27 protein-coding genes are annotated in these 25,935 nt (G+C 67.9%); 1 reads left to right on the top strand and 26 read right to left on the bottom strand.

Annotated elements, in window-relative coordinates:
* Positions 1 to 10 precede the first annotated feature (10 nt).
* From ACWD2L_RS08530 to ACWD2L_RS08475, 12 genes are all read right to left on the bottom strand, one after another.
* The gene (locus tag ACWD2L_RS08530) at positions 11 to 1,903 is read right to left on the bottom strand and encodes a hypothetical protein (protein WP_451187970.1); all 1,893 of its coding nucleotides are present in this window, start codon (positions 1,901 to 1,903) and stop codon (positions 11 to 13) included.
* On the bottom strand, positions 1,900 to 2,463 hold the full coding sequence (locus ACWD2L_RS08525; protein WP_451187967.1) for a hypothetical protein: 564 nt from the start codon (positions 2,461 to 2,463) through the stop codon (positions 1,900 to 1,902). The genes ACWD2L_RS08530 and ACWD2L_RS08525 overlap by 4 nt, the downstream gene beginning before the upstream one ends.
* Positions 2,450 to 3,640 (bottom strand): dsDNA nuclease domain-containing protein, encoded by a 1,191-nt coding sequence (locus ACWD2L_RS08520; protein WP_451187964.1) that lies wholly within the window; start codon positions 3,638 to 3,640, stop codon positions 2,450 to 2,452. Before ACWD2L_RS08520 ends, ACWD2L_RS08525 begins: the two co-directional genes overlap by 14 nt.
* A gap of 390 nt (positions 3,641 to 4,030) precedes the next feature.
* Complete coding sequence (locus ACWD2L_RS08515; RefSeq protein ID WP_451187962.1) at positions 4,031 to 4,435, bottom strand: hypothetical protein; 405 nt, start codon at positions 4,433 to 4,435, stop codon at positions 4,031 to 4,033.
* 109 nt (positions 4,436 to 4,544) lie between these two features.
* Complete coding sequence (locus ACWD2L_RS08510) at positions 4,545 to 6,317, bottom strand: relaxase/mobilization nuclease domain-containing protein (protein ID WP_451188170.1); 1,773 nt, start codon at positions 6,315 to 6,317, stop codon at positions 4,545 to 4,547.
* Complete coding sequence (locus ACWD2L_RS08505; protein WP_451187959.1) at positions 6,317 to 6,982, bottom strand: MobC family plasmid mobilization relaxosome protein; 666 nt, start codon at positions 6,980 to 6,982, stop codon at positions 6,317 to 6,319. Before ACWD2L_RS08505 ends, ACWD2L_RS08510 begins: the two co-directional genes overlap by 1 nt.
* Positions 6,979 to 7,203, bottom strand: a complete 225-nt coding sequence (locus ACWD2L_RS08500) for a hypothetical protein (RefSeq protein ID WP_359710794.1) — start codon at positions 7,201 to 7,203, stop codon at positions 6,979 to 6,981. The genes ACWD2L_RS08505 and ACWD2L_RS08500 overlap by 4 nt, the downstream gene beginning before the upstream one ends.
* A gap of 102 nt (positions 7,204 to 7,305) precedes the next feature.
* Entirely contained in the window at positions 7,306 to 8,373 is a 1,068-nt protein-coding gene (locus tag ACWD2L_RS08495; protein ID WP_451187956.1) for a DUF2637 domain-containing protein, read from the bottom strand.
* Positions 8,370 to 8,936 (bottom strand): WhiB family transcriptional regulator, encoded by a 567-nt coding sequence (locus ACWD2L_RS08490; RefSeq protein ID WP_109180474.1) that lies wholly within the window; start codon positions 8,934 to 8,936, stop codon positions 8,370 to 8,372. Before ACWD2L_RS08490 ends, ACWD2L_RS08495 begins: the two co-directional genes overlap by 4 nt.
* Before the next feature lie 117 nt (positions 8,937 to 9,053).
* Positions 9,054 to 9,758, bottom strand: coding sequence for an ATP-binding protein (locus ACWD2L_RS08485; RefSeq protein WP_451187953.1), 705 nt, complete (start codon positions 9,756 to 9,758; stop codon positions 9,054 to 9,056).
* Positions 9,758 to 10,777, bottom strand: coding sequence for a hypothetical protein (locus ACWD2L_RS08480; protein ID WP_451187950.1), 1,020 nt, complete (start codon positions 10,775 to 10,777; stop codon positions 9,758 to 9,760). Before ACWD2L_RS08480 ends, ACWD2L_RS08485 begins: the two co-directional genes overlap by 1 nt.
* A gap of 1 nt (position 10,778) precedes the next feature.
* The gene (locus ACWD2L_RS08475) at positions 10,779 to 11,105 is read right to left on the bottom strand and encodes a transcriptional regulator (RefSeq protein ID WP_451187948.1); all 327 of its coding nucleotides are present in this window, start codon (positions 11,103 to 11,105) and stop codon (positions 10,779 to 10,781) included.
* 556 nt (positions 11,106 to 11,661) lie between these two features.
* Between ACWD2L_RS08475 and ACWD2L_RS08470 the strand changes: the two genes are divergently transcribed.
* Positions 11,662 to 12,534, top strand: coding sequence for a helix-turn-helix domain-containing protein (locus ACWD2L_RS08470; protein WP_451187945.1), 873 nt, complete (start codon positions 11,662 to 11,664; stop codon positions 12,532 to 12,534).
* Positions 12,535 to 12,689: 155 nt separating this feature from the next.
* Here ACWD2L_RS08470 and ACWD2L_RS08465 read toward each other — a convergent pair whose 3' ends face one another.
* The 14 genes from ACWD2L_RS08465 to ACWD2L_RS08400 all read right to left on the bottom strand — a co-directional run bounded on the left by ACWD2L_RS08465 (position 12,690) and on the right by ACWD2L_RS08400 (position 25,928).
* Positions 12,690 to 13,319, bottom strand: a complete 630-nt coding sequence (locus ACWD2L_RS08465; protein WP_451187942.1) for an HAD-IA family hydrolase — start codon at positions 13,317 to 13,319, stop codon at positions 12,690 to 12,692.
* Between the two features lie 280 nt (positions 13,320 to 13,599).
* Entirely contained in the window at positions 13,600 to 14,835 is a 1,236-nt protein-coding gene (locus tag ACWD2L_RS08460) for an MAB_1171c family putative transporter (RefSeq protein WP_451187940.1), read from the bottom strand.
* Between the two features lie 102 nt (positions 14,836 to 14,937).
* Positions 14,938 to 15,282 carry a hypothetical protein gene (locus ACWD2L_RS08455; protein ID WP_451187937.1) on the bottom strand — a complete coding sequence of 115 codons (345 nt, stop codon included), beginning with the start codon at positions 15,280 to 15,282 and terminating at the stop codon, positions 14,938 to 14,940.
* Positions 15,283 to 15,890: 608 nt separating this feature from the next.
* A complete protein-coding gene (locus ACWD2L_RS08450; RefSeq protein WP_451187934.1) occupies positions 15,891 to 16,655 on the bottom strand; it encodes a 3-deoxy-manno-octulosonate cytidylyltransferase in 765 nt (254 codons plus the stop codon).
* A gap of 31 nt (positions 16,656 to 16,686) precedes the next feature.
* Entirely contained in the window at positions 16,687 to 17,247 is a 561-nt protein-coding gene (locus ACWD2L_RS08445; protein WP_451187931.1) for an NUDIX hydrolase, read from the bottom strand.
* Positions 17,244 to 18,365 (bottom strand): adenosylhomocysteinase, encoded by a 1,122-nt coding sequence (locus tag ACWD2L_RS08440; RefSeq protein WP_451187928.1) that lies wholly within the window; start codon positions 18,363 to 18,365, stop codon positions 17,244 to 17,246. The genes ACWD2L_RS08445 and ACWD2L_RS08440 overlap by 4 nt, the downstream gene beginning before the upstream one ends.
* Before the next feature lie 31 nt (positions 18,366 to 18,396).
* Positions 18,397 to 19,395: an NAD-dependent epimerase/dehydratase family protein gene (locus ACWD2L_RS08435; protein WP_451187925.1), complete on the bottom strand. Its 999-nt coding sequence runs from the start codon at positions 19,393 to 19,395 to the stop codon at positions 18,397 to 18,399.
* Positions 19,396 to 19,430: 35 nt separating this feature from the next.
* The gene (locus ACWD2L_RS08430) at positions 19,431 to 20,267 is read right to left on the bottom strand and encodes an aminoglycoside phosphotransferase (RefSeq protein WP_451187922.1); all 837 of its coding nucleotides are present in this window, start codon (positions 20,265 to 20,267) and stop codon (positions 19,431 to 19,433) included.
* The gene (locus ACWD2L_RS08425) at positions 20,264 to 20,920 is read right to left on the bottom strand and encodes a histidine phosphatase family protein (protein WP_362434953.1); all 657 of its coding nucleotides are present in this window, start codon (positions 20,918 to 20,920) and stop codon (positions 20,264 to 20,266) included. The genes ACWD2L_RS08430 and ACWD2L_RS08425 overlap by 4 nt, the downstream gene beginning before the upstream one ends.
* Positions 20,917 to 21,675 carry a phosphotransferase gene (locus ACWD2L_RS08420; protein WP_004921006.1) on the bottom strand — a complete coding sequence of 253 codons (759 nt, stop codon included), beginning with the start codon at positions 21,673 to 21,675 and terminating at the stop codon, positions 20,917 to 20,919. Before ACWD2L_RS08420 ends, ACWD2L_RS08425 begins: the two co-directional genes overlap by 4 nt.
* Positions 21,672 to 22,523, bottom strand: a complete 852-nt coding sequence (locus ACWD2L_RS08415; protein WP_033949340.1) for a class I SAM-dependent methyltransferase — start codon at positions 22,521 to 22,523, stop codon at positions 21,672 to 21,674. Before ACWD2L_RS08415 ends, ACWD2L_RS08420 begins: the two co-directional genes overlap by 4 nt.
* A 31-nt stretch (positions 22,524 to 22,554) precedes the next feature.
* A complete protein-coding gene (locus tag ACWD2L_RS08410) occupies positions 22,555 to 23,064 on the bottom strand; it encodes a topology modulation protein (RefSeq protein ID WP_451187919.1) in 510 nt (169 codons plus the stop codon).
* A 96-nt stretch (positions 23,065 to 23,160) separates the two neighbouring features.
* The gene (locus tag ACWD2L_RS08405) at positions 23,161 to 24,213 is read right to left on the bottom strand and encodes a glycosyltransferase family protein (protein WP_451187916.1); all 1,053 of its coding nucleotides are present in this window, start codon (positions 24,211 to 24,213) and stop codon (positions 23,161 to 23,163) included.
* On the bottom strand, positions 24,210 to 25,928 hold the full coding sequence (locus tag ACWD2L_RS08400; RefSeq protein WP_451187913.1) for a carbamoyltransferase family protein: 1,719 nt from the start codon (positions 25,926 to 25,928) through the stop codon (positions 24,210 to 24,212). The genes ACWD2L_RS08405 and ACWD2L_RS08400 overlap by 4 nt, the downstream gene beginning before the upstream one ends.
* Between the last annotated feature and the right edge of the window lie 7 nt (positions 25,929 to 25,935).

The raw sequence follows: 25,935 nt of genomic DNA, 5'->3' as shown, positions 1-25,935 counted from the left end.
CGAAGCGCGCTCAGCTTTCCTCCACCACTCCATCATCGACGGGCATAGGAACAAGTCGGTCGCTGTCTGAGAGATCGAGCGCTCGGTGGATGCCACTGATGGGAGGGGAGTCATTGTCGGTGACGATGATCTGTAGCCGATCGACGTTCTGCGTGGCCGCGCCGAGAAGGGCTGCATACATGTTGCGCAGACGGCGGAGGTCGTGTCCTTCATGGCCGACATTGCTGCTAATGCCGTCGATGATCAGCAGGTTGGGCAAGGGAATGGTTGGGTCTGCCAGCGCTACGCGTTGATGGGCCAGTACGTGCGCCACGTTGACGAGGACCTCTACCCCCTGCGATTCGAGGTCCGCGAAGGAGCGGCCGTCGACAACCGGCAGATAAGTCTCGCGGCTGATACGTGATCCTGGGCGATTGTCGAATCGGGGCGCATCGAATTCTCGCAGCGTGGCTTCGAGTACTCGATCAAGGCTGGAGAGCCGTTCATGCACGGACGGATTGCTGTGGCGGGCGGCGGCGATGCGTTCGTTGAGTTCTTCTTGTTCCTGCTGAAGTTGTGCCACTCTATCTCCCTGGCCACGCAACCGGTCGTGCAGGTCCAAGGCGTCGTGGAGTCGGGCAAGGTGTTCCTCCAGGCGACCTTGCCTGGTTGCCAGTTCGCGCACGTGGTCGGTCTCATCCGTCAGGTAGATGGCTGCGGCGCGTTCCAGTTGGCTCCCCAGGTCGGAGCGCCGGTGCTGAAGCGCAGTGCGACTTGCCCTGAGGGTTTCGAGTCGGCGTGTGCTGCGTTCTACGAGCTGGTCGGTCTCAGCAACCTGGTCGATAATGCGGTCCTGCTCGGCGGCCAGTGCTGCAGGCGCGGGTGCGTCGGGCGGGGTCTGTAAGCACAGGCGGCAGGTGTCCTCGTCCCCGCGCTCGGGGACGTCTGAGCCACAGCGTGGGCAGGTGTGAAACTCGAAGTCGTTGAGCAGGCGCTCCGCGACCAGGGCCCGAGTGAGACGCCGGCTCTGGGCGACGAGTTGACCACGAAGTTCTTGCAGACGGCCGATTGTTGCCTGCTCTGCAGTTTCCGTATCACTCAACTGGCCTAGGTCTGCTTCCACCTCGGAAATCTGCTGCCGCAGTCCGATTGTGGTGGGGTCTGCTGTGCGCCCGGTCAATTGGACGTCTTCCAGGCGGGCGCTGGCCAACTGCGCTTGGGTATCGTCTCTTTGGACTTCGAGGTGAGCGCGGGAGGAGTAGTTCGAGCTCTCCAGGATGCGCTCTAGGGTGGCCGCGTCCGCGGTCAAACTCCGCAGTTCGGTGCTCACCTCGCGTAGACGCTCGCGCAGTCCTGCGGCTTCAGGCTCGTAGAGGCCGTAGAGGATTTCGAAGACGTACTTGCGCTTGATGTTCTTGTAGTTGTTGTCAGGGGTCCCGAAGACCGAGCTGTCGATCTCCTTCTGTCGCAGGATGCAGTACATGAGGTAGTCGCTGATGGTGACGGGAACCAAAGGGCTGGCGTCGTCTGAGGGCGCGCGGGGAACACGCACGGCACGCAGTTGCAGCATGTCCAGCCACCAGTCGCGGAAGGTCTGGTCGTAGCCTTCCTGGAGTTCGCTGGCGGGAAGTCGCCACGCCTCCTGCTGTCCGCCAACTTCGGCAACGTCCACCTTGGCTGTGGTGGTAGTGACGAGTTGACGGACAATCCGGAAACGTCGGTCGCCAACGACGACCAGGCCCGCGATAGTTCTGCCCCGGAGCTCCGGAATGACCTTGACGTCAGCTCCCAGGAGCGCGCGTAGGCAGTTAACGGTGGCAGTCTTGCCGCCGCTCATCGCTCCGACGATCGCGTTCATTCCTGGTTCGAAGCGAACGACCCGGCTGGTGCCCAACAGCTGCAATTCTTCGATGCGTAGTCTCACAACGGGGTCCCCCAGTCCGCCTCGACGATGTCGGGGAACTCTTCGTAGATCATATTCTTGAGCGTGATGCCGGTGACATCGAAGTGTCGGCGCAGCAGAACGGCGCGCTCGCGCACGGGTTTCCAGCTCTGACTACCTGCCAGAGCCAGTGCGACCTCGTGTCCCGTGTCCGTACTGCGGTAGGTGGCGATGGTGTCCTCGTGCCGCGGTGTGACGAGGCCCTTGCCGGTTAGTGCACCCAGGAGTGCGTAGTAGGCGGGGTCCCACGGGCCGTAGCGGTAGCGGATCATTTTCTGTTCGATGACGCCGGTCAGCCAGGGATCCTCGCCCACCTCGACGTTGGGACGCCGCCGCTGCATCAAGACCTTGAATCGGTCTGGATAGCGCAGGAGGAAATCGAGCTTCGCCAGCTTCATGCGCCCTTCGACGCCCTTGGCTGCTCGGGTGGCAGAGAAGACATCGATCAGAGTCAGAAGTCTGGCCTGCGCATCCGCCGAGGGTGGCGCTCCTCCAGTGGCCGGCAGAGGCAACTCCCTCACGATCACGTCAGGAGGCGTCACGAGCGGTCCCCCAGTCGAACTTGCACTGGTCGGACACGGCGCAGGCGCGCCCCATCAGGAGCACGCCGTCTCTCGCATAGAGGGGGCGACGGTCCACTTCCTCGGGCCTGTTCTGCAACGACTCCTGCAGGGAGTCGAAAATGGCGTCTGCCGGGCGAGGGTTTTCGTTCTGCGCGCGCTTCATCCGCCGGGCTAGGTAGAGCAGCCGCCGGTCCAAATCAGTTTCGACAGCCTCGTCAGGCCACATCCCCCGAGCCACCTCCGTCAGACGGTGGTAGTCGGCATGGGCACGCATCATCTGGGCGTCCTCGATTACGTCGTTGGACGCCCCGCCGCGGCGCAGTTTGCGGACCAGCTGCGTCTCCTCAATCAGAAGCAGGTCCGCGACCTCTCCGAGCAGAATGTGGTCCGGACGCTGTAGACGTTGGCGGATGTCATGCACACTTGCCTGCGTGAGCCGCTTGTCCAGGAGAAGGGCAGGCTGCAGATCGAGGGCCAGCAGCTTCGGCCACTGAGGTCCCAAACGACCCTGAGTCGCGTTCCGGGTGAGGCGCAGGATCTCTGTGTAGAGGGATTCGATCAGCGCAACCGTCGCGTTGGGGCCGCCTAGACTGCTCATGACGCGCAGATTGTGAGCCTCGACGTCCTCGCGGCGAGCCAGGCGCCGCACCCGAACGCGGCTCAGGAAGTCGCCTACCTGGTCCCGGTCTTCGTCGGTCTTCTTCAAGTGCTTGGCGACGCGCGAGAGGCACGTGGCGTTCTCGTGGCCGACACCCCGGGCGAGCGCTGATAGGGGCTCGTCCGCCAGGTCGAGGGGCCCCTCTACTGCCACGGTCAACTGGTAGGTCAGGTGCACCGCCTGAAGGCTTTGGTAGGTGCGCCACAGACTCTTCAACGCACCCTTGGCGAGCACATCGGTCAACGTCCACGGCTCCACTGCATCGCGCGTCTTGACCTGCTGAAAGTCCCACAGCAGATCACCCGCAGCGCACCGGTGATCGCCCTTCCGAGCGATCACAATGTCCTCAATGTGCTCGCACGTGACGTGCTCCACACTGCCGTCCGCCGCGAGCATCTCCAGAACGCCCTGCGCCGCAATATGGACTTGATACTCATATCGGCGCAAGGTCGTGGAACCGGAGTCATCCGGCGCTTCAACCTCAATTGGATCGTCCATGTGCCCCCGCCTCGTAACTCCCCAGGCACGCAGCGTAAAAGGACAACGATCAATCGTCTAGGGATTCGAGATCGAGCCCCGCCCTCGTCAGTGCCTCGGGAGGTCACATTTGCCACTTGCGTATCTTGATCCGGTTGACGTGGCCCTCGACGACGCATTAGTTCCAGGGCAGTTCGTCGGTCCGTAGCTGCGAGGCCGGCGCGGAGGAAGCCATCCGGCACGCGACGGTTCATGGCTGGTTCGAGGGCCACATCCAGGGGGACGCATGACCGGGGTGTGATTTCCGGGGCGGACTACCAAGCGACGGCGCACGCGGCTGACCACGCCCGAACGTCGAGGGGTGCCACCGACGTATCGGTGGCGCCCCTCGGCGTTCCGTCTGTTGCTCGCCTACTCCAGGTAGATGCCGGCGAATGCCCCGTCGAACCCGAGCGCGGCTAGGCCCGCCTCGACACTCGGGTAGGTCGTCCCGTGCGGACCGCCGACCAGGGCATCGAAGTGGGCGCGGCTGATCTCGGGCTCGGGCCACTGGTTGCCGCACCGGCAGCGGACCCAGACGTTGGGGCCGTGGTTGATGAGCAGCCAGTCGCGTCGGGCACTGCAGGCGGAGCACTTCACGGGGATGCCGCCGAGAGCGAGTTCGCGTGAGTGGCCGACGCAGCGAATTGCCCCGGGGCCGTCAGCCGACCGCATCTCGGCCTGGAGCTGCAGCAGGGGGTCGGTACCAGTGGGGAGGACGGGCAGGACGGGTGCCGGCTCCGTGGTGCGGGTGGTAGTTCTGAGCACGAGCGTCATCTCCCGGTTGTCGGTCCTGTCTTCATCCGTAACAGCCGGTGGAACCGGCTGTCCATACATTTCGCGGCGTCCGCTCGGGCGGTGGTGGTCTACGTCCGGTTCGACGTGGTCAGCGACGTGGCGAGCGGCGGTTGGGGGCTTGAGCAGTCCCGAGCGGTACGGCTGCCGTCGCGTTTCGTTCACTGGTGCGGCTGCTCGGCGCGGTGGCCTGGCGGGTGGCGACCTGCGGACGACGGGCACCGTCACCCGGGTGTGCCGGGAGCTGGGCGATGCGCCGCAGGCGCCAGACCAGGACGTCGTTCACGTCGTCGGCGCTGTCGAGTTCGCGCATGTCGATGGCCTGGCGCAGGAGGGCTTCGGAGTCATGGCCTGCCCGCTCTGCCTGGGCGAGGGTGGCGACCAAGGCGTCGGTCCTCGCTTCCGTGCCTCCTGCCCGTACGACCTTCTCGGGCAGGACGGCGCGAAGGGTGGCCTCGTGCATGAGGCGCTGGGCGTCAGGAAGGGCGCGGCCTTGGTCGTGCAGCATGCGCATCGGGGTGGCGGCGGCCTGGCGGTAGGCGGTGCGCAGATGCGCGGCGGCTTGTCGGGAGGCGTGGGCCTGCTGGGCGTGTCCGCGGGCGGAGTGCCAGCGGGCGGCGGCGAGGGTGACGAGGACGAGGGTGGAGACGAGCATGGCGGTGGTGCCGCCGTCCTCGCCTCGGCCGAGCGCTCCGCCGGCCTGGACAATGCCTCGGGCGGCTGAGCGGAGGGCCCGGGTGTCGGCGCGTTCGGCGCGGACATGACTGCGGGTTGCACGTTCAAAGGCGCGAGCTGCGGCGGCCAGCTCGGTGCGTGTGGTGGCCGGTGAGGTCTGGGCCACTGCGTCGAGGAGTTCTCCGACGCCGACGAGCTGGGGGGCGGCCTCGCCGTCCTCGTCGCGTTCCAGGAGCGTGGCCGAGCGCTCTGCGATGACGGTGGCGTTGCGTCGCTGACGGGCGGGCGGTGACCAGTTGGTCCGGTCAGCGCCGACCGCGGGCGCGCTCGGCTCGGCGGCCCCGTCGGTGAGGCGTAGTCGGATCTTCGGAAGGGAGAGGTCGGGGGCCAGTTTGGAGCCGGGGTACCAGACCGGGTCTCCGTCGCGGTTGCGGTCGCCGGGCAGGGCCACGTTGTAGCCGAGCGCGTCACCGGACGGTGCGTGTCGCAGCTTCACCCGTACCCCCGCTTCTCGGAGCCGCGTGAAGAACTCCTCTTCCGAATCCGCTCCCGCCACGGCTCGACGAACTGCCTCGCGGAGCGTCTCGCGCGAGGTCTCCGGGCGGCCGGTGCGCTCGGCCTTGAACTTCTCGGCGCTGCTGGGATTCTTCGCTGCGGTTCCGTCGCCCGCGTTCAGGCGCCGCAGGCCCATCTCCTTCTCGATGCGGCGGCATTCGGCCTGGGCCTTGTTGAAGTCGTAGTTCAGGCGCGGGTTGCGCAGGTCGCCGCGTACGAGGGTGGCGACGATGTGGATGTGGTCTTCCGCGTGGCGGACGGCGATCCACCGGCAGCCGTCGGCGTCTCCAGCCGGGGCGATGCCGGTGGCGTGGACGATGCGCTGGGCGACGGCGTTCCACTCCTTGTCGTCCAGCCGCCGGTCCCCTGGGGCGGTGCGGACCGAGCAGTGCCAGACGTGCTTGGCGGGTGCGCGGTCGCCGGCCTGCTTGACCCGCAGGTCCAGGGCGGCGGTGAGCCGGGCGAGGGTGACCTTCGGGTCGGGGTCAAGGCCGGTGTCGCGGCCGGGGTCGGGGGCGAAGCCGTCCCAGGAGCCGACGAGGTGTGCGTCGGTGTGCTCCTCGCGCCGTCCGGGGCCGTACAGGTAGACGAGGAGGCCGTGGGTGCGGGAGCCGCGTCCGATGTCGGGAACCATCACAGCCGCCGGGTCACCAGGTCGTTCGCCGCGTCATCGACGCGGGCGAGAAGTCCGGTCAGCGCGCCCAGCGCGTGTTCGAGTTCACCGGCGCGCGGCTGGCCACCGCTGTTGAGGACGAAGGCGATCTGGTTGATGTTGTTACCGATGCGGGCCAGCGCAGTGCGCAGAGCGGCGAGTTCATCGATGGCGGTGTCGAGCTGGTCGTTGCTGTGCACGGCGGCGCATCCGCGGGCGGCGCTCAGGCCGGAGACGGCGAGGAAGCGGGCGACGGTGACGCCGCGCTTGGTGGCGGCCTCGGCGATCTCGGTCTTCTCGGTGTCGGAGAGGCGGGTGGTCGTCTTGCGGGTGCGCTCGCTGGGGTTGCGGGTGCGGCGGCGCGGTTTGCGGTCGGGGTAGGCGGGCGTGCTCGGGCTCGGCTGCTCGCGGTGGTCGTCGCGATCGGCTTCTCCCCCGGTGACCGGCGCCCCCTGGTGCCGGTTGCCCGGCTGGTCCCCGTGCGCCCTCGCTCGGGGACCAGCCGGGCTTCCCCCGCCCTCCTGGGCGGGGGCAAGTGCGTACGTCGGGCCGTAGGACCGTCGTACGCGATAGCTTGCTCCGCCAGGAGCCGTGGTGGGGTCACGCTGCTGTCCAGCGGGGGTGGCCACCGGGTCGTTGGTGCTCACCGGCTCGTCTCCGGGTCCTGCTGCTGGAGTTCGCGGACGAGTTCCTCGATCCAGTCCATGGCCAGGACCGGGTGGTGCAGGGTCCAGGGGCGGCTTTCCCGGGTTCGCTGGACGATCCAGGTGGCGTCGGGGCCGGAACGGGCGCGGTGCAGGTGTCCGTGCTGGTGCAGGACGGTCAGCCAGGAGTCGACTTCGGCGGGCGTGGCCGGGTGAGTGCGCATCGGGTGCTCTCTGCTTCTGCTGTGGCGGGGTGTCTCGGAGACGCACGGGGCGGGTGATCGGTCGGGGTGACCGCCTCGGTCACCCGCTCCGTGGAGGTCCGGTCAGGGCCGGGCGGAAGTGACCGGCTGGCGGTGCTGCTCGCGAAGCTGGGCCATCAGCGCGGTCAGGGTGTCGCTGGACAGCGGGATCTGCTGACCTCGGATCGCCTGGGCGACCACCTTGCGGGTCAGTTTGTCCTCGGCCCTGACCGCCGACCGGGCGATCGCCAGCAGCTCCTCGGTGTCCGGGTCAGGACGCCGGTCACCAGTCGGACGAGCGGCCCGGTCAGTGACCGGCGGCGAGGTGACCGGCGGGGCACTGACCGCCGCCGGGCTGTCCTGGTCATCACCGACCGGGGCCGCACTGCTGGGGCGGTCAGTGACCGTCAGACCCTTGTCCGGCTGTCCCGGCAGGTCAGGGGCACCGTGGCTGCGGTTGTGGTGGTCGGTGTCCGACTGGTCGCTGGTCGCCGGGGTCGAGTCTCCGGTCACTGACCGGGCGGCGGTGTCCTCGTCGGTCGGGGACAGGGGCAGCCGGTCGGTCAGAGCGGTGACCGACTGACCGGACTTGACCTGACCGGCCGCTGAGCGCTGCTGACCGGCTCGGTCGGTCCGGGTGACCTCGATGGCGTCGCTCCGGTCGGTCTCACCGAGGTGACCGGGCTGACCGAGGTTCTGCCGGCCAGAGTCCTCGACCGGGCCCCGGGCAATGAGGATGTAGAGGTGGACCGCTCCGGCCAGTGCGAGCGGGGCGATGGTGGAGAGCACCGCGACCACCGCGTTACCGAGTAGGAGGCCGGTGCCGGCGACCGTGTCCTGGTTGATGCGCACCGCGTGGAGTGCGTTGGCCCAGATGCTGGCGGCGGTGGCCGTGCCGAAGAGCGTCCAGACGTAGAGCCGGGCGCGCAGTGGTGCGTTGCGCAGGACCAGGAGGGCTCGGATGCCGTAGGCGATGAACCCGTCGATCACCAGGGGGAACAGGTAGGTAAGGAAGCCTCGGATGTGGATGGCCACGGCCATCTGCTGCAGGGCGTCGTACGACAGCGCGCACCCCGCGCCCCCGAGCGCCACGACAGCCGCGCGGTCCCACCCGGATATGTGCGCAGTCTTCGACGCGCTTGCGATGTTCATGCCGCCGTCCCGAAGTCGTCGCGGATCAGGCGCTCGCCGCTGGTCTCGGGGGGTGTGGTGTTCGTGGTGGGCTGGTTCAGGGTTCGGTTGCGCTCGGCCCGGCGGATCTCGCGGTACCGCTTCTTGGCGTGCTCCTCGGTGACCTTCAGAAGCCAGGCCAGGCGCTGCTCGCTCACCCCGTGGCGGTAGGCCGCGTACTCGACCGCGCGGCGCTCCGTATGGGTGAGGTGCACGTCGCGTCCGGCGATGGTGGCATTGACGCGGCTGTAGTCGAGGCGGCTGGCGAGCTTGTCGTGCAGCGGCCCGCGCTCTTCTTCCGTCAGGCCGCCACGGATCCCGTCGGTGTCACCCCCTTCGAGAGCGGCGTCCAGGCAGGTGCGCCGGACCGGGCACTGGCCGCACAGGGCCTTGGCCGTGGCGATCTTGGCGGTCTCGTCGGGTTCGGGGAAGAAGACTTCGGGGTCCACCGGGTTGTACTCGGTGCTCTGGCAGACGGCGTCGGCCTGCCAGGTCTGGTCGCCGAGCTGACGGTGCTGGGCGGGGCCGTTCATCGTGCTGGTCATGCGGGGTGCTCCGATCGCTCTCCGCGCGCAGGGGCATCGGCGGAGAGGTGCGCTGGCGGTAGGTGCCCGGGGGACGGCGGTGCGAGGGCGCGGTCCGGCGGGGTGGCCTGTGGAGGGTCAGGCGGCGGCGCTGTGGCGTCTGCGGTCGACGGCCTCGAACTCGACTCGGGTGGTCATCTGCGCGAGCCTGCTGGCGACTCGGTCCCCGAGGTAGGAACGCAGGTCCTTGATCGCCAGGTTGGTCGTGATCAGCGTGGGGAGTTCGTAGTTGTACCGCCGGTTGATCAGCCGGTACGTGATCTCCTCGACCCACTCGCTCGCTTTGGCCGCGCCGAGGTCGTCGATGATCAGCAGCGGGCACCGGCTGACGGCCGCCAGCTCCCGCTCACTGTCCGCCCCGGGCCGGGGGCGGAGATCGGCGTAGAGGTCGGCGGCGGTGGTCGCCCGCCAGCGCGCGCCGACCCCGCTCTGCACCAGCGCTCGGACCGCGCCGTACGCCTGGTGCGTCTTGCCCGCGCCGACGACCCCGGCCATCAGCAAGCTAGGGCCGGTGGTGACCTGTCGTCGGGCTCCTCGGCTGGGGGCGACGGCCGCGTCGGTGACCTTCCGGACCCACTCCAGGACCGTGGGGTGGTCGGCGACAGCCGCTTGATAGCGCGGGGGCATCCCGGCGAGCAGAGCGTCCAGCGGTGAGAAGGGCTCGGCGTCGTCCGGCAGCGCGGCGTCGGCCGGGTCGATGTTGCGGGCGGCCAGGATCCGGGCCATGCGCTCCAGGGTGCCTTCGTGGCCGAGGAGCTGGGGTTCGCGGTGACGGGTGTGCATCACAGCTCCTCGGCGTAGGCGGCAGAAGCGTTGGCCGGGTTGGTCCACGCCTGGTGGGCGGGCACGTTAGGCCGCATTCCCGGCCGCGCCAAACCGCCGGGGCGAGCGTTCATCGCCTCGTTGACCATGCTGGTCAGCACGCTTGGGTGCTTGGGGTTGGCCGTGAAGTTCGCCAGCCCGGCTCGGATGTACGCCGGTGCGATGCCCTCGTCCAGGAGCTTCTTGATGATCCGGCCGAGGTGCCCGATCACGTCGCTCGGGGGGCGCTGGTCGCACCCGGCGACGTACTCCCCGACGAGGTCCTTGGCGGAGATGCCGGCTGCGGGCGCTGTGCGCCCCGTAGGGACAAGAGATCCAGGATCCAAGATCCTAGATCCAGGCGCCGAGCCTTCGGGGAGGCTTCGGGGAAGGTTCGGGGAGCCGCCGGAGACAACCCTCTGACCTGCACTTTTGATTCCGGTCCGCCCGGGTGCGCTGCTGGCTCCATCGGCGGCGCCCTGCCGGTCGGCGCTTGGCCCGTCTGCCTGCTCCGACACCGTCGAGGAGGGTGCGGCGGGCAGATCGAGGGCTCGGGGTGCCCTCGCCGAGCTCTCAGTTAGTCCTCGGGAAGTGGTGGGCGAGCCCTTCCCCCTCCGGGAGCAGGAGCCCTTGCAGGGGGCGCACCGGTCGGCAGCCTGGTGCTGCGGGCACGAGGGCAGGCGCGACTGGCTCGGCTTGTCGATCTTCTGGTGCTCGGACCAGGTCACGATGTGGAGGTAGAGGCGGCCGTCGCATCCGGTGTATCGGCAGATCAGTCCGGCGTTCGCGAGCTGGTGGAGGTCGTCTTCGACGTGGACCGAGGTGTGCTCGGCGCGCAGGGGCCAGAGAAGCCCCGCGATGATCGCGGCGTTGTCCCGGTGGCGGCCATGGTCGTCGGCCTGGGTGAGCAGGCCGAAGAAGGTCCGCTCGGCCGCCACGGTCACTTCGGCGAGCGACTCGGACGTGAACGCCTCCGGCTTGACGGTTCGGATCCGGGCCATCTCAGCGGCCCCGCTCAGCGGCGACCAGGTCGCTGCGGGTCAGGGTGGCGTCGGCGAGGCAGAAGGTGTGCGGGCGCATCCAGTCCACCTCCGGCCAGACCCGCAGGATCCAGCGTGACGCGACCCTGGCGATCGGGCGACCCAGCTCCAGGGTCCTTCCGGCCTCGTTCTTGACCACGGCGTGCAGATGAGGCCAAGTCTGTGTCGGGTCTGTGAGGCTGACCCGGATCGTGGCCGCCCCCGGGATCATGTCGGCGAGCTGCGCGGCGAGGCGGCGCGGACGGCCGTCGTCCGCGCAGGCCGGGCTTCCGCTCGGCGTGGCGAGCATGCGATACTCCGTTGTTCGAAGGAGCGCGGTGCGGCGGTCTCGTGCAAGAAGCCCTGCCGCCCGCGTGATGTGTAATTGGCGCCCCTCGGGGTGCCAGCCCGGCGCTTGGGAGTTGGTAGCTCCTCGGCGCCGGTTTCAGTTTTGGGGTCAGATCACTGGTCGTATGCCGGCATCCGTCCCGCCTCCTTTTCGCTGGTCATCGGCCCCTTTCCGGGGCGCTGCCCGACGTGGGACGACGAACATACGTAGACCCTGCGGACAAGTCCATCCCGTTGCCAGGAAGATCATTTGTGGTCGACTCACCCGGTGCCGGCTGGCTTCACCAAGGAGAGGGCGAGATGAATCCGCGCCGTCTGGGCGCCTTCCGGGCGTTCGTTGCGCCAGCGGTCATGACAGAGGATTACGCATAGAGGTCCCCCAGGGGTTGGCACCGTAGAATCGCCCTGATCAGCAGGGGTGCGATACGAAAACGTACGTCAGTTTCGGAAATGCATCAACCCTGGCTTACAGTTGATCCCGACACCGAGCTCATCACCACCTCCCACCAGGAGTCCCCGTGCCCCCTCGTCAGTTCGACGGCAGCCTCGTTCGGGCTGTCCGCCGACGCAGGGATATGCACCAGAAGCAGCTGGGCGAACTGGTGGGAGTCAGCGGTGCCACCGTCGCACGCTGGGAATCCGGGAAGGATTTCCCCAAGGGCGAGAAGCTGCCGGCGATCGCAACGGCGCTCGAAGAGCCGCTCGACGAACTCTTCCCCCACGAGGGACCGCCGGACCTGCAGCTTCTGCGATGCGACGCCGGCCTCAGCGTGGCGGAGGCCACCGAAATCATCGGGGCCAGCCGAGGACCGGTAGGCAATGCCGAGTCCGGGCGGCGCAGGCTCAACGCCATCTATGTGAAGCCACTGGCGGCGGCGTACGGGGTGACCGATGATGAGCTGCTCGCGGCACAGGATCGCTCATTCGGCATTCGCACCACCTCCCCGCGTGACGACCAAGAAGCCGCGCCCCGCACGGTCGGAGAAAAGATCAACTTTCTCCTGCAGTACGGCTCCACCGGGGAGGAGACGCTCTCCGACGCGGAGATTGCCCAGATCGTCAACCAGCACGCGCCGACGGCAGCCGCCACCGCCGCGGGCATCGGCGAGCTACGCGAAGGAACGGAGACCGCGGCGTCGGAGGCAGTGCGCGCCGGCCTAGCCCACGCCTTCCAGGTTCCCCCCTGGCTGTTCGGCGACGACGCCGAACTGAGCCCCATGATCCAGGAGTTCCTGGAGGCTGTTCGTTTCATCGGCTCGATCCACCAGGGACAGGTCCTTGGCCTGGCCGCACGCGGCAACGAGATCCTGTCCCTGAGAACGATGGCCGACATCAACAGGCTCGTGGGAGAGCTGCGGCACAAGTTGTCCGAGGTTCAGGACGAGGAATGAACCCGCCGGCAGCTGGCGGGTGAAGATCGTTCGCAGCACTAATTGGCTCTAGCCGAGTCGCCACAGACCTCGGACCGGAAAGACGAAGGGGCTACGGCTCAGCCTCCGCGGAGGCTGAGCCGTAGCCCCTTCGTGCAGACGAAGTCGACGCAGTTCTACGAAGCGGCCAGGTCCACGCCGAGAAGCTCGGACAGAGTTGCGACCGTCTGCTTCGGGTCCTGGTTATGCACGCCGGCGAGGCCGAGCTGCTCCGCTGCCTGCACGTAAGCCTCAGTGTCATCGACGAAGACGCACTCTTCGGCGGGCAGCCCCATGAGCTTGAGTGTGGCCTCGAAGAGCTGGGGGTCAGGCTTGCGCATCATGTGGTGCTCACTGATGACGACGACGTCGTACAGCTTCTCCAGCTCGTATCCGTCGTACAGGTCCCACGGCGCCAAGCCCACCGAGTTGGACAGGATGCCGACCTTGATCCCGGCTTCGCGCGCTGCGGCGGCTGCGTCGATCAGCAGCGGCTCGGGACGGAGGTCGCCAAAGATCCTCCCCATCAGTCCGTCTGCCGACACATTCAACATCCTGCCGGCGAACTCGTTCCACTCGCTCTGGGACACCACTCCGCGCTCGAGATCACTAGTGATCCGGACGCCCTCCGGGTCCTTGTACAGGGCGGTGAGGCAGGCACCCTGGGGAAGCCCTTCACGCTGCTCGAACGCCAACACAGCGGGCAGCAGAGGGGTGGTGAGAACGCCTCCGAAATCAAGAATGAGGCCGGTACGGCGGTTGGACATGCGGGGAACTCCATTGCTGATATTTCGGACGCCTATCCAGACCGGACAGCGTCTCGGACCCGGCGTGTATGACAGTCACAGAAGCTGCGCATCGTCGGCCAGGAAGTGCACGTAGAAGGCGGGCAAAACCTCCTTGTCCGCCTCGCCCACGGTACCAGTCGCGACCACACGCCCGATGGTGCCGAATCTCACGCTACTGCGCAAGATCGCGGCTCTAAGTGACAGGGCGTGTACGCCGCAAACACAGTTGCGATAATCACCCGTGTATCTCTCTTCAGACTTACAGCCGAGAGTCCGATTCCAACTTCTCGGAGTCTTCGAGAACTTCTCGCGCTTGATCACCGGTGATCCGCGTATAGAACGCGCCGACTCGCACATACCACGCAGCTTCGCTTTCGGTGTCGACAAACGGTTTATCCCTCATGGGCGTGGCCGAGAGCGGTCTGACAGACTCAGCGTTAGCGGCGAGAAGTCCGGCCCTTATCCAGTACGCCTCCGCAGCGGGCTCAGGATCGGACTGCATGGATGCTGCGTCGTCCGCGGAAAACATCAAGTCGCGCGGGACGTAGTAGCGCAGCTTCTCGCAGGCGTCGGAGATGTCTTGCGTCCATCGGTCCAAACGGACGTCGATGGGAACGCGAATTTGCAGAAGTTCCGTAATGCGCCGACCGGGTGGATAAAGGCTTGTTCCGGGGAAAGCTTCTACCAGATCGAACCAGAGTGGATAAATCAGATTCAGCGTTCGGAATGTCTTCCAACGCGCAGCAGCCGCACGGGTTGTCGGAATGCTCGCCCCTACAGCGACGATAACGAAAAGGAGGTTCATCCAAATCGCGGTGGCATCGACAAGGAAGCGAACGGTTGATCGACTGAGTGGAAATATTACGGCGCTCCACAGGATGGCAATTCTGGCAATCGTGTGGATTAGCCCCATCCACATTGCGAAGCCCATTAGTCCGAGCCCGATGCGCATGCTCGTGCTTTCGGCTCGGCGTGCCGCCCTCGTCCACTGATAGCCGCATACGGCGGTGGTGACCAGCGGGAAGAAATAGAACACGGTCATGTAGACCGCGACCCCCCATTGTCCAGCGTGGTCAATGAGGAAATCTTCGCTCGGCCGGTTTCGTTGAACAACGGTGAAGAACAGGATCGCGAGCAGAACCACGCCTACGGCACCGGCCCTGTACGACGCTCGGGCGATCCACCGCGAGACCTCAACGTGCCTGGGCACGACGGTCTCAGCAGTCTTGCCGTAGCTGGTGGCGACGTAGGTCAGGGCTGCCATGATCGCCGCCGTGCTGGCGAAGTGCCGGAGCAGAGCGCTGAGATCGACTATAGGAATGCGATCGACTGCGACCATTGCTACTGGGGTGTAGAGACACAGAGCGACCGCAAATCCAGCGTAGCCGCCCCAGAGCGCCCTGCGGTGCGCATCGCCGTACCTGACGGCTGGGAAACGCCAGACGGATATCAGCGTCATGACTGCCGCAGTGAAGTATTTGAAGAAGTCGAACACGGGATCAGTCGATCTATACGTGCCGCACCTGTCGCCGCTCACGGCTCCTGCAGAGTGCAGACTGATTGCTGGGGGCTTTGCGAGAGCTGAGGTCGAGTTGAGCTACCGCCGACGCCGCGGTGGAGCGACCGGATGCGCCAACGAATACTCCAGCAGGCTGATTACATCGTCTCCGGTAGCAGACTGGCGGCGCGCCAGTCGCTTAATCAACGAGGCTGAAAGCTCAGCCTGCTTCTCCTCGTGACTGTCGAAGTCGACTCGCGCTTGGATCAGGGCCGACGGGTAACGCCGAAGAACTTCCTGCCGGATGCGCTCAGGTACGTATCGCTCGATCTCGACAGCCGTCAGTGACGTGCCGTGGTCCATCCACTCATGTGCGATCTCATGGAGGATGATGTGTTCCGTCTGATTTCGGCTTGAGCGACGTCGATAGAGAACTATGGTCACCTCCGGAGTTTTCACCCGTAGGCCGCACGCTGTCCCGAGGCCCCCGTCGGGGTCATCCAGTGGAACCAATTGGATCTGGCGCCCCAACACGCTTTCCATATTGCTCACCAGCGTCTCGACGCTGAAGGGGGTTGGTATAGGGAGATCAGCGAGCTTCCTCTCGCATTCCCTCACAAGGGCGCGACGTGAAGGATCCCTACGCCAACGCATAGTCGCTCCATTCATGCTCACTGCAAACCCAGTACCTAGGCGAGGCGCTGGCAGGCTGGAGCCTGTATCCGATGCGCACGGCGCTCTACCGGCACGAACTGTCCGCGCCTAAGCGTACAAGGGGGATTTAGCGATCATGAGAGAAGGCTGTGTTGCAAAGGTCACCCGAGTAGACCAGGCCACTATCACTGGTCAAGATCGAAAAGGCCAGCGCGCCTTAGACTATTGATCGTTAAATTATCTCTGGAGTTCGACCTCCAAGGGGCGTACCGTTTCGCGGCTAGCCTCTGTCCAGTGTGCTTGATGACTGACGCTAACCCCTCACGGAGCGAACCTAGTTGATGCCCGGGAAATGGAACAAGTCGCCCAACAGGGACCATTGAGTTCTTGCCGATGCCTCAGTTGCGATGGTCAAGAAGGCGCTCAGCTCGCGCCAGATCCTCAGGGGTGTCTACTGCCACCCCGTCGTCCAGGACAGGGACCATCCGCACGGCGTGACCGTGTTCGACGAAACGCAGCATCTCTACTCCCTCCGCACGCTCCAGGGGCCCCTGCTGGAGCCGCCGGAAGTGCTGGAGAGCCTCGCCGGTGAAACCGTAGAGGCCCAGTTGGCGCAGGTACTTCGGCCGGTCACCCCTCGGGTACGGGATGGGCTGGCGCGAGAACATGAGGGCCTCGCTGCGGGCCGTGACGACAACCTTGACGACGTTGTGGTCCAGGACGGCGCCGACGTCGACCAGCTCGGTGTAGGCGTTCACGGCGAAGGTGCCGGGCGGAGTGAATTCCAGGGCCTCGGAGACGTCGTTGATGGCGGTCGGCGAGATGAACGGCTCGTCGCCCTGGACGTTGATGTATCCGTCGGCCGGGAGGCGCTCGGCGACCTCTGCGACGCGGTCGGTGCCGGTGAGGTGCTCCCCGGTGCGGATGCAGTCGATGCCGAGTTCGCGGCACGCCGCTTCGATGCGTTCGTCGTCCGTGGCGACGATGGCTCCGTCGAGGCGTTTGGCTTCCAGGCAGCGCTGGTGGACGTGCCAGAGCAGCGGCTTGCCGCCGAGGAGGGCCAGTGGTTTGCCGGGGAAGCGGGAGGCACCCCAGCGGCACGGTATGACGGCGATGTGCCGGCGCCGTTCGGCGTCGGTCTGTCGGGCTGTGGTGGCGGCCACGGCGTCCTCCTGGTGGTCGGAGTCGAGGGCTTCAGGTGAGCTGGGCGAGCTTGGCGCGGACGGTGGGTGAGGAAGTGGTCGCGAACGGCCGCCACTGGTAGCCGTCGACCTCCTCCTCCTGCAGCACCACCGCGTGATCGGTCGCGAGTTGGAAGGCCCAGCGGAAGTCCACGTGGTGGTGGGCCGGCTCGTTCTTCGACGGGTTCGCGTCGATCGCGTGCACGTCGATGTCGAGGGGGATGTCCTCGTAGCCGGCGAGGGGAACCACGGCGCTCGGCGGGATGCCAGCCTCCTCGTGCAGTTCGCGCAGGGCGGCGTCGCGCAGGCGCTGGTCGGACGGTTCGTTGTGCCCGCCGGGCGCCAGAAGTTTCCTGGACGCCTTGTGCAGGATGTGGAGCACGTGCCGTTCACCGTTGATGACGATGGCGCTGCAGGTCACGTGGGCGGGGAAGGTCTTGCGGCTGGTGGGATCGTCCGCGCCCGCGAGCACGTCGAACAGCATCGTCATGGAGGCGCGCTCGTCCGGGTGGCGGGCGAGGTACGCCTCCGTGACCGTGCGGATGTGTTCGGTGGCGGGAGGCAACGAGGTCACCGTTCGAAGTGGCGGAGCCAGGTCCTGGCGATGGTGTCGCGGTCGGCCGCCGGCATCTCGTGCAGTCCGGGCTGCAGTCGCGCGTGGCTGAGTGCGGCGGTGGCGGCGAGTATCTCGGCCTGGACGAGGTGGATGTAGGTGCCGACGGCGGCGCCGTGCACGAAGTTGACCGCACCCCCGTCGGCGAGGACGTAGAAGTAGTGGCCAGTGACCTCGTATCGGGTCAACTGGGTTCCGACAGGCTGCCGTTCGTAGAGGTCGTCAAGGCTGCTGAGTTCGAGTTCGTCCTCTGAAGAGGTCACCGATCCGAGGTACGCGCCGTTGCGCAGGGCGGCGAAATCCTCGTGCCGTAGGGCGAGATTGCCAGTGGCGCAGAGGACGAGTTCCGCGTCGTGGACGGCCTCGGTGGTGGAGGCGCTGGTGTGGAAGCCGAGGGCGTGCGCCTGTACCCGCTTGACCGCGTCGTTGTCGTACACGGTGACGCGCAGGTCCTGTGCGCGCAGGGTCTGCGCGATCGAGCGGCCGATCTTGCCGAAGCCGATGACGCAGGCGCTGCGGCTCGTGAGGATGTCCCCGCGGGCGCGGACGAGGGCGTCGGTGGAGAACACGATGGACCGGCCGACGAGGTGGTCCTCGCAGTCCTTGAGCGGGGAGCGGGCCACGGACACGACCGGGCACGGCAGCGAGCCGAGGGCCGCGTACCGCTGGTGCCCGTTCTCGGTGTCCTCGACGACGCCGAGGATGCGGCCGGAGAACTTGTTCACGAGGGTGTCGAGGCTGGCCGCGAAGTACCCGCCGATGTCGACCAGGACGACGTCCTGGCCGCCAGCCGTGTCCTCCAGATAGTGCAGGGCCTGGGTCTCGTCGGTGAACCGCTCCCGGCTCAGGTCGTGGACCGGCAGGGTGCGGCGGACAGTGTCGAGGGTCGGCTGGTGGATCGACCGGGGCTTGGGGAGGACGGCACCGATCGTGGACACCGCGGCCATAGCGCGCAAGAACGCGGGGCGTTCCGGAAGCAGGTGGGTGATGACCAGCGTCGTGATCGCCTGCCCGGCGGGGAACTGCGCGGTGATCCTCCGGAAGAAGGCGTCCAGCCGTGCTCGCTCGGGAGTTTCCATGAGCATTCCTCTCGGGTTCCGAGGCGTAGGGCTACGCGGCCCGGCTGTAGTCCGGAACCGGGGCGGCCAGAGCCTGCATGTGGGCGCGCAGTCCGCTGTGGAGGTCAACGCGCGGCTGCCAGCCGAGGGCCTCTCCCGCACGTCCGGGGTCTGCGCACGTGAGCAGGACGTCCCCGTTGCGCACGTGGTCCTGGTGGAGCTGGATCTCGCGACCGGTGAGGCTGTTCGCGATGTCGATCACGTCCAGCAGCGATGCGTTCGAGCCGCCGCCGACGTTGATGGTGCCGTGAGCGTTCGGGACGACGCCGGCGGCGATCGTGGCGGCGACCACGTCGTCGATGTAGGTAAAGTCTCGGCGCTGGTGACCGTCTCCGTACAGGCGCAGGGGCTGCCCGGTCAGGGCGGCGTACAGGGCGCGATGGGTGAACATGTCGGCGCGCTGCCGGGGGCCGTAGACAGTGAAGTACCGCAGGGCGACGACGCTGGGGCCACCGGGGCGCTTGGCATAGGCGAGGCAGAGCTGCTCCTCGGCCAGCTTGGTCACGGCGTACGGGGAGGCGGGATTGGGGCGGTCGGTCTCGCGGCTCGCGTCGCCGTCGGTCGGGCCGTAGACGCTGGAGGAGGAGGCTACGACGAGCCGGGATACGCCGATCCGGGTGGAGGCTTCGAGGACGCGGTGGGTGGCCAGCACGTTGGACGCGAGGTAGTCGCCGAACTGCGGTCCCCACGAGGGCCGTACGCCGGGGATGCCGGCGAGGTGGAAGACGGTGTCGGCGTCGATCAGGATCGGGTCGATCGCGCAGTGGAGGAGGTCGGCCGTGACGTGGTGGTATCCCGGGCGACCCCGCAGCGCGGCGAGGTTGGCGGCGGCCGTCGGGTCGGTAGACGGGTCTCGGCGGTCCACGCCGATCACGGTGGTGCCGGCCTGGACGAGGGCGTGGGCGAGGTGGGAGCCGATGAATCCGGCGGAGCCGGTCACCACGGCCCGTCGGGGGGAAGCGTTGGTCGGGGGCTGCTCGTGCTGTGGCACGGAGATCTCCAGAGTGGTGTCGTCTAAGGGGCTGGTCAGGCGAGCCGCGACAGGACGGTTCTGCCGTGCGCACTGAGCGCGGCGTCGTTCTCCTGGTGGCCCTTGACCAGGGCTGTGGCCGCCTCGATGGCGCCGAAGGACTCCAGGAGGCGTCGTTCGAGGTCGTTGGGTGAGCGTCCGTAGCCGTCGAAGAAGGCGGTGCGGAGGTGGGGGGCGGCCTGCCAGCGTCGGAATTCGAGCCGGGCGAAGTCGCGGACCCTTGCGTCGCGTCGCATGTGCTCGAAGTCGTAGATGCCGAAGGTGTCGCCGAGCAGCCAGTTGTGCGGCTGGTAGTCGAGGTGGCAGATCGCGCTGTCCATGTGGCTGGTGCCCAGGATGACCGCGTGGTGCTTCAGCAGGTTCTCCTCGGCCGCGTCGAGCAGATCGGCGTGGACGGCCCGGTCTATCCACCCCTGGAACCGCTCGGCGAGTGAGGCGCCGACGGCACCGCCCTGGGGCATGGCCGTGGCTCGGTGCAGCTTGCCCAGCACGTGCCCGGCCTCGTGGTGGGCCAGCTCCTCCTCCGGCGAGCCCGGAGCGAAGGCGTCCGCCCGGTCACCTGCGAGTGCGGTGAGCAGCAGGATGCGGGTGGCATCATCCCGGCCGACCAACACCGGTGCATGGCCGGTCAGATGGGTGACCCACGCCCCGTAGGCGTGGAGTTCTCCGGCGTACCGGTCTCGCTCCGCGTGCTGCTTCGCGATGTACTGACGCCCGTCACCGGCCACCAGGCGTACGACGCGGGGCGGGAGCGCGGGGTCCGCAGCGATGTCGACTGTGCCGAGGAGCTGGTGCGCCAGTTGTATCCGGGGGTCGCGCGAGGTCGCGATCACGGGGTCGGCTCCGGCGTGAGGAGGCTGAGGTGCTCGGTGTCGTTGTGCCGGTCGAGCATCCAGCGGTTCTGGCCCAGGCGGTTTCGGTGGTGCTGCCAGCGGGTGATCGAGGCGTGGTTGTGGGTGAATCCGGCGGGCGAGCCGATCGGGATGCCGAGCAGCAGGGTGTGTGCGGTGATCACCGTCTCCCCGTGGGCGGCGAAGATAACGCGCTTGCCGTGGTTCTCCTCGATGAGCTGGCTCAGGTTCCTGCTGGCGCGCTTCAGGAACCCGTTCCAGGTGTCGGAGCCGTTGGCCCAGGGCGTGTCGGGGTGGGCGTGCGGCCCGCCGTCGGCGGCCGTCTTCACCGCGTCCCAGGGCTGGCCGTCGGCGTCGCCGTGGACCGGGCCGTCGAGTCGCTCGTCGTGGAGCACGGGGATCTGGAGCGTCTGGGCGATGATCTCGCCGGTCTGGACGAGGCGGATCCGCGGGCCGGTGTAGATGACGTCGAAGGGCTTCTTCAGATGCTCGGTGGCCAGGCGGCGTGCGGCCTGTTCGGCTTGGGCGTACCCGAGGTTGGTCAGGCCGTTGCAGGTGCGCGGGCCCCCGACCAAGCCGTCGGCGTTGCACTGGGCCTGGCCGTGCCGGACGAAGACGAGTTCGGTGGTGATCATGAGGCTCCTCGGTGCGTGAAACGGAGGGGCAGGCTGTAGTGGTAGCCGTTGCGGCCGACGTACGGGGCGGTGAGCACGGCGTGCAGGCCCAGGAAGCTGTCGAGCTGGCCCCGGTCCGTCGTGCCCAGCCGGGCGTCGTAGCGTCGGGCTGCCGCGTTGTACGCGAGCAGGGCGGTAGTGACGGCTTGGTCCGTGAGTGGCCCGTAGGTCAGGTGGAGCGTCGCGACGAGCTTGGCGAGGTCGTAGCCCAGCGGGGCGAGGGAGAGGTCGTCGGTGTCAACGGCGACGATGTCTTGCGCGGTGATGATGAAGTTTCGCGGGTTGCTGTCCTTGTAGAAGACGCACGGGCCCTCGGCGGTCGCCTGCAGCAGGCCGAGCATCGCGTGCAGGGCCGTCTTGTTGGGCAGGTAGCCCTGCTCGTGGCGTCGCCGTAGAGCGACCTTCCGGGGACCGAGGTAGTCGTCAAACAGCGTGCCGTCCTCGAAGAGGTGCGGGGTGTCCAGCGAGGCGGAGTGCAGGTCGCTGGCCCAGGCGGCACCGTGGGCGTGGCCGAGTAGTTCCGCCACGCGCGGGAGGTCCTCGGGACGTACGGGGCGGCCCTCGATCCGTTCGAACGTCAGGAACCGCGGCCCGGCAGTGTGGAGAGCCGGCTGCCGCAGCGGCTTGGCGTGTGCGGTGAGCCACCGGTAGTGGCGCACCGCCCCCGCCGCGCGCTCCGGTTCCGCGTAGTGCTTGGTGAACGAGGCGGGGCTCATGCCGGCTCTCCTCCCTCCTTCGGCTGGGCGACGACGAAGGTGATCCGGGACCGGGTGGTCAGCGGCTGGTCGGGAAGGAACTCGTGCAGGGTCGCCGCCAGGGCACCGGGGTTGCCGTACAGGCCGGGCGCCAGGTCGTACTTGGGGTTGGTGGCCAGGTACTGCGCCGTGTGGTCGTGGCCGTCGAAGGTGAAGACGTGCTCCTCGTCCAGGACGGCGATCACGTCGAGCGAGGAGGCGGCCACGTCGGCGAGGTTGCCGCTGTGGGCTGCGGTGTAGAGGCTTTCGTGCTGGGCGGCACGCGGATCGAGGCCGGCGGCGGCGACCAGCTGGTCCATCTCCCGGTAGCTGTCGAGGCCCTTGGTGACGAGCACGGCCACACCACCGGGGGCGAGGACCCTGGCGATCTGTCCGACGACGTCCTGGGGGCGCGGCGAGTGGTAGAGGCAGAACGCCGCGACGACGATGTCGCTCGACCCGTCGGGCAGAGGGAGGTCGTGGAAGTCGCCTTCGACGAAGTCCACCGTGCTGTCGGGCAGGTCCTTGGCGCGCTCGCGGGCCTGGGCGAGCAGGGAGGGGGCGGCGTCCAGCCCCACGAGGCGCTCGGGCCGGAGCTGCTCGGCGATGACGCGGCTGCTCGTGCCACGACCGCAGCCGATGTCGAGCACCACGCCGAGCCGGTCGGGCCGGGCGTGATGAGTCTGCACCAGGCTGACGATCGTCTCGGGCACCGGGTGGCCGGTGGTCTTGGCTCGCATCAGGGCGCTGGTGCGCCCGGCCAGCCGAGAGGCGTGCCCGTACAGCTCCGACTGTCGGGCGGGGTCCAGGAACGGGTTGGGCTCGTTCATGCCGCACCCCCTGGCCGGGGGCGCGGGCCGGTCAGCACTGCTCGGCGGCGACCTTCCGCAGCCAGCGGCGCGTCTGACGCCGGTTGGCCAGCAGCACTACGTCGGTGCCGGAGCCGAACTCCTCGATCTTCGCCATCACGCGGGGGCGCATTTTGCGCCGGTACGTGGCGACGTACTTGATCACGCCCCAGTGGATGCGGTTGTGCACTCCGTTGCCCTTGTGTCCGGCTCCGTGCCGGATCTGCCGGGAGAAGATCCCGTACAGCGCAGCCACGGTCGACACGTCCATCAGGACCACCGTGTCGCAGGCTTCGAGCCGTACCTGCAGCGTCGAGTTGTAGTTGCCGTCGATCACCCACCGCGGCTGCGCGACCAGCTCGCGCTGAACGTCGGTGAACTTGTCCATGGGCAACGCGTTCCACTCGTCGTCGTAGAACGCGGCGTCCAGGTGCGTCACCGGGGCGTCGAGGATCCTGCCCAGTTCGCGGGCCACGTGGGATTTGCCGCTGCCTCCGCAGCCGACGATGGCGACCTTCTTCATGGTGCTCCAGCGTAGAGAGGTTCGGGTGTCCGGCGGACCCATCCTCCGGGAGAGGCCCGGAGGGTCCGCGCGCCGTGGTCGATCGAGCGGTCTGCATCAGGCAGCTCCCCGCTCGGTCGCCGTGGTCTGGAGGAGGCCGTGCAGGACGGACTCCAGGGTGTTGACCTGCCGGCACAGGCCGAATAGGCGCAGCCGGTCCACGCATGCGGCGATCAGGGCGGCGTGCTGCTCGGTGCCAGCGATCTCGCGCAGGTAGGAGAGGCGTTCGAGGACGTCGTTGCCGGAGCGCACGACCAGTTCCTTCGGGACGAACCGGTCGGCGAAGCGGATGTCCGCCGGGGCCAGCGGCAGGCAGCCAGCGAGCACGGCCTCGAAGATGCGCTGGGTCATCTGCCCGACGGCGGCGTACCGCTCGGGCAGCATGAGCACCGTGGCCAGGGACCGGCCGTAGACGCCGGCGGCGTCCTCGAACGGGATCCGGCCCGCGAAGCGGACGTGCGGCCAGCGGCCGGTCTTCGCCCACTTCCCGGCGACCAGGTGCTCGACGCGGGCGGCTGCCGGGGCGAAGAAGCGGTCGAAGGGCTCATCGCGGTCGTACTGGTTGCCCACGTAGCCGAGCGCGAGATCCCGGGGCCGCGCCGCCAGGGTGAGGGGATCAGCCTGGGCGAGGAGGTCCTCGGCGACGGGGAAGAGCAGCGAGTGCGCGCCGAGCGTCGGGGCGAGCGCGGCCTCGCAGACGCGGGTGTGGGCCGTACGGCGCCACACGCTCTCGGCGCGCAGGGTGCGGTCCTTGTCCCAGATGACGGTGGGCGTACGAGACCGGGCCGTGTAGTGGTTGATGAGCTGGGCCTGCCGGTGTAGGTCGCAGGTGTGCCCCTCACTGCCGCACACGGTGGTGTTGCGGCCGGGGATGGCCCAGCGCCACTCGAGGAACAGGACGTCGATGCTGGGCAGGCCGTCGTCGAACGTGTACGCACCGCCGAGGTCGTCGTCGGCTTCGAGGCGGTCGCGGTCGGGCTGGAGGAAGACGATTTCGTGACCGCGGGCAAGGAGGGCGTCGATGAAGGGGCGGCGGTGGCTGCGGCCTCCGTCAGGGGTGTCGGTGACGCCGTTGCCGAGGAAGCCCCAGAAGCTGTACCCGATCTTCATTTGGTGATCCACCGCCCTTCGAGGAGCAGGGCGTCGAGGCCGGAGTTGGCCAGGCAGTCCAGGGCCATCTCGGGCGTCCCGCAGATCGGTTTCCCCTTGACGTTGAGGGAGGTGTTGATCAGCACGGGGATGCCGGTTCGGCGGCCGAAAGCGGTCAGCACCGCGTGCATGAACGGGTTCTGCGACCGGGTGACGGTCTGCAGGCGGGAGGTGCCGTTGGCGTGCACGATGGCCGGCACCCGCTCGCGCGTCAGGTCTGTCACCCCGGAGGCCATGGACATGTATGGGGCCGGCTGGCCGAGGGTGAAGAACTCGGCGGCTCGCTCGGCGGGGACCATGGGGGCGAAGGGCCGGAACGGCTCGCGGAACTTCACGGTGGCGTTGAGCCGCTCGACGACGCCGGGCTCCAGCGGGGAGGCGAGGATCGAGCGGTTGCCCAGGGCACGCGGCCCGGCTTCGACCCCTCCCTGGAAGAGTCCGGCGATCACGCCGTGGGCGAGCTGGTCGGCGAGGAACTCGGCGGTCTCGATGCCGAGGGTCTTCTGGTGGAGGCCGGGCCAGGGGGTCAGGTCGAGGGGCTGGTCCCCGTAGGAGGGGCCCAGGTAACAGTGGCGTGCGATGCCGGCGACCGGGCGAGGCGTGCGCGCGTCGACGTGGACGGCGAGCGCGGCCCCGATCGCGGTTCCGGCGTCGCTCGGTGCCGGCGGGACGAACACCTCGTCGAAGATGTCAGCCTCGATGATCTTCCCGATGCTCACGCAGTTCGTGGCGACGCCGCCGCCGACGCACAGGCGCCGGGAGCCGGTGAGCACACGGGCGCGGCGGGCAAGGTGAACCATCACCTGCTCGGTCCGCTCCTGAAGGGCAGCCGCCAGGTCTCGGTGGACGTCCGTGAGCGGCTCGCTCGGGTGCCGCTCGGGGCAGGTCTCGGCGACGAACCGCCGGGATGTTCTCGGGTATCCCGAGGTGAGGGTGCGCGTCGGGAAGTAGTCGGGGTGGATGCGAAAGCCCGTGGCCGTCGTGCGGACGGCCGTGGTGAACAGGTGCCGGAAGCGGGCTGGGTCGCCGAGGGCGGCCAGCGCCATGACGGTGCCTTCCTCGTCGCCCCGCCGCCAGCCCAGGTGCTCGGTGACGGCGCCGTACACGTAGCCGAGGGAGGCCGGGTCGTTGATCGCTTCCAGGGTGTGGACGCGGGGGTGCTGAACGCCGTGGCCGTGGGCGATCGTGGTGGTCTGCCGCTCGCCGAGGCTGTCGACGATGAGCACGGCCGCTTCCTCCCAGCCGGAGGCGGCGTAGGCCGTGAGCTGGTGGGCGCGGTGGTGCAGGACCGATGTGACGCGGGCCGAGGGGAACTGGCTGCCGAGGACGCGCAGCCGCCGCCGGGTGCGCAGGGCGACCTTGGCGAACCCGTGGGCGCGAGCCAGGCTGCGGTCGCGCGTGGCCGACGAGAGCGCCATACGCAGGGCGACGGGCGACTCGGCGAGGTAGCGGGCGGGCTGGAAGTTGTAAGCGACGGCGTCCACGTCGCCGGCGCTCAGCTTGGCCTGGTCGAGGAGCCAGCCCACGGCGCGAGCCGGGTAGAGCTTGGTGTGCTTCTGCTCGGAGAGGCGTTCCTCCTCGACGAAGCCGACGAGTTCACCGTCGACGAGAAGGGCGGCCGAGGAGTCGTGGGTGTACGAGCACAGGCCGAGGACGACGGAGGGGGTGCGCTTCATGGCGGCG

This window comes from Streptomyces sp. NPDC002754 (assembly GCF_053592315.1).
Note: the sequence above shows the minus strand (reverse complement) of the source record. Positions and strands in the feature narration are given on the sequence as shown.